Origin of the sequence: Poinsettia branch-inducing phytoplasma str. JR1 (assembly GCF_000309465.1) — a bacterium.
Lineage (GTDB): Bacteria > Bacillota_I > Bacilli_A > Acholeplasmatales > Acholeplasmataceae > Phytoplasma > Phytoplasma pruni.
On record NZ_AKIK01000020.1, the window covers coordinates 1 to 3081 of the forward strand.

The 3081-nt window shown below is 28.4% G+C and carries 3 protein-coding genes; all 3 read left to right on the forward strand.

The features are described 5' to 3' along the window. Positions 1-90: 90 nt before the first annotated feature. The 3 genes from lon to rpsU all read left to right on the forward strand — a co-directional run bounded on the left by lon (position 91) and on the right by rpsU (position 3037). Positions 91-2505, forward strand: a complete 2415-nt coding sequence (gene lon, locus ON17_RS00670) for an endopeptidase La (protein ID WP_017191557.1) — start codon at positions 91-93, stop codon at positions 2503-2505. Continuing rightward, positions 2495-2722 carry a hypothetical protein gene (locus ON17_RS00675; protein ID WP_017191558.1) on the forward strand — a complete coding sequence of 76 codons (228 nt, stop codon included), beginning with the start codon at positions 2495-2497 and terminating at the stop codon, positions 2720-2722. Before lon ends, ON17_RS00675 begins: the two co-directional genes overlap by 11 nt. Before the next feature lie 141 nt (positions 2723-2863). Then, positions 2864-3037, forward strand: a complete 174-nt coding sequence (gene rpsU, locus ON17_RS00680) for a 30S ribosomal protein S21 (RefSeq protein ID WP_017191559.1) — start codon at positions 2864-2866, stop codon at positions 3035-3037. The last annotated feature ends 44 nt before the right edge of the window (positions 3038-3081 follow it).

The window sequence follows — 3081 nt, forward strand, 5'->3', positions numbered from 1 at the left end:
AGATTAAAATATAATTTATAATCTTAATAAAAATGAACAAAATAATATTAATTTAACTTCACGCATAAAAAAGGATGAGTGGTGAATCAAATGAATAAAAAAGAAAACATTGATAAAATAGAAAAAATCGATAAAAAAAATAAAGCAAAAATGGATGATGATATTATTCCTAACGAATTGCCTGTTGTTATTGTGAGAAACGTTGTGCCCATTCCTTCTAATGACTTTAGAATTGAAATAGGACGCTCTTTTTCTATCAACGCTATTAAGCAATCAGAATTACTTGAATCTCCTTACGTGGTCATTTTATTGCAAAAAAATTTTTTACATGAAAAACCGAAAGTTTCTGATATAGAAAAACACGGCGTTTTAGCTAAAGTTTTACTTGCTATTAAAATTGATGATTTTCTTTACAAAGTTAAATTCCGTATTTTAAATCGTGTTAAAACACAGAAATTAACGAAAAAAGATAATTTATATAGTGCTAAATTTCTGAATGTTCCTACAGTTTTAGGCGATTTACAAGAAGAACAAACTTTAATCAAATTAATCATTCAACAAATTACTTCAAATATAAGTCAGTTTTTATTAATTTCTGAAAATAGTTTTTTAGAACAAATACAAAACGGCGTAACAACCGAAAAAGCAGCTGATTTAATTATTTTTGCTTTAAGAATAGAAGAAAAAGAAAAATATAAATATTTAAAAGAACCTTCTTTAAACAAAAGATTAGTTTATATTTTGCAAGACATTAGAGTTAAAATAGACGTAGTTGAGTTAGAAAATAAAATTAACGAAGAAGTTAAACGTAGTATTGATGAAAATCAAAAAGAATTTTATTTAAGAGAAAAAATACGTGTTATTCAAAACGAATTAGGCGATAAAGTTAAAAAAGAAGAAGAAATTGAAGAATTAAGAAAAAAAATTAATTCCGCTAATATGCCTAAAACAATTAAAGAAAAAGCTTTACAAGAACTTTCTCGTTATCAATCTATCTCCTCAGCAGTAGCTGATTCCTTTGTTATTCGTAATTATTTAGATTTTTTAGTAGCTTTGCCTTGGCAAAAAACAAGTAAAGATGTTAATGACTTGGAAAAAATACAAGCTACTTTAGAAAAAAACCATTACGGGTTAGCTAAGGCTAAAGAACGTATTGTAGAATACGCAGCAGTCAAAATCATGACTAAGAAAAACGCTCAAACTATTCTTTGTTTATCAGGTCCTCCTGGCGTTGGTAAAACTACTTTAGCTATTTCTATCGCTGAAGCTTTAGGGCGTAAATTCGTTAAACAATCTTTAGGTGGTATGCAAGAAGAGAGTGAAATAAGAGGACATAGAAGAACTTATGTAGGTGCTATGCCAGGGCGTATTTTAAGCAGTTTAAAAGATGCAGGCGTGAGAAATCCAGTCTTTTTATTAGATGAAATTGATAAACTAGTGACTAATTCGCATCATGATCCTTCTTCAGCTTTATTAGAAGTTCTTGATCCGAAACAAAACCAAAATTTCGTCGATCTTTATTTATCTGAACCTTTTGATTTATCGCAAGTTTTATTTATCACAACTGCTAACGATTTAAGCACTATCGCTCCTCCTTTAAGAGACCGTTTAGAAGTTATTGAACTAAGCTCTTATACAGAACAAGATAAATTAATTATCGCTAAAGAACATTTATTGCCTAAACAGTTAAAAGAACACGGCATTGATGAAACTCAATTCGAAATTGACGATTTAACCTTACTTTATATCATCAGACATTATACTAAAGAGGCTGGTGTGAGAAATTTAACTAAGAAAATAGCTCATTTAATACGTAAAACTGTTAAAGAAATTTTAATCAATAAAGTTGAAAAAGTAAAAATCGATAAAAATAACATCGAAACATATTTAGGTAAAGTTATTTTCCAACATTTATTAATGGAAGAAAAACCTCAAATTGGCGTGGTTAATGGTTTGGCTTATACTTCTTTTGGTGGAGATATTTTACCAGTAGAAGCGACTTATTACAAAGGTAAGGGTAAATTAGTTCTTACCGGTCATTTAGGCAAAGTTATTGAAGAAAGTGCTTTTACAGCTTTTAGCTTTTTAAAAGCTAATGCGGAAAAATTAGGCATTGATTATAAAATTTTTGATGAAAATGATTTCCACATTAACTTTTTAGAAGGCGCTATTCCTAAAGATGGTCCTTCCGCAGGCGTTACTATCGCAACTTCCATTTATTCAGCTATCAAAAAAACATGTGTTCGTAAAGATGTAGGAATGACGGGAGAAATAACTCTAAGAGGTTCTGTTTTACCGATTGGCGGTTTGAAAGAAAAAGCTATCGCTGCTAATAGAAGCGGACTTAACACAATTTTCATTCCTAAAGATAATTTAAAAGATGTGGATGAAATTCCTATTGAAGTAAGAGAAAAATTAGAAATTATCGCTATTCAAAACGCTGATGATGTGTTTTTAAAAGTTTTAGTTTCTTTAAAAGAAGAGGTTTATAATAATGTCCTTTAGTCAAATGCAAATATTAACAAGTAATTATGTAGTATATCCAGTCGCTGTTTTAATTATTTTAGGCATCTTATTTTCTTCTGAAAAAAGCGTTGTAGACGCTTTTACAGAACAATATGGCGATAACAGTTCTCAAGGAAAAAGTTCCCCTTTAGATAAAATCATTTTTATCTTAGTTTTTATCCTCTTTTTTTCAGCTTTCATTACGATACGTAAATAAAAAAGAGAAAAAAAGATATTTTTTTGTTATAAAATATTGACATTCGTTATTTTATATGTTAAAATATTTTTAGTTGCAAAATATTTTATAAAAATTATACATATAAATATTTTTTATAGTAAAAAAAAGGGGGATTGTTAAATGCCTAAAACTATAGTTCTCGAAAAAGAAAATATTGATGACGCTTTACGCAGATTTAAAAGAGATGTCTCTAAATCTGGTAATCTTGTGCAAGCTCGTAAAAAAGAATATTATGTTAAGCCAAGCGTAGAGAGAAAAAATCGTAAAAAAATCTTAAAAAACAAAAAACATTAAATTATTTTTAATAAAATAAGCTACCTATCCAAAAAGGTGCTTTT

What these genes read in the sequence shown, in the direction of transcription:
- lon (WP_017191557.1), top strand. Translation starts at nt 91, where the DNA reads ATGAATAAAAAAGAAAACATTGATAAAATAGAAAAAATCGATAAAAAA.
- ON17_RS00675 (WP_017191558.1), top strand. Translation starts at nt 2,495, where the DNA reads ATGTCCTTTAGTCAAATGCAAATATTAACAAGTAATTATGTAGTATAT.
- rpsU (WP_017191559.1), top strand. Translation starts at nt 2,864, where the DNA reads ATGCCTAAAACTATAGTTCTCGAAAAAGAAAATATTGATGACGCTTTA.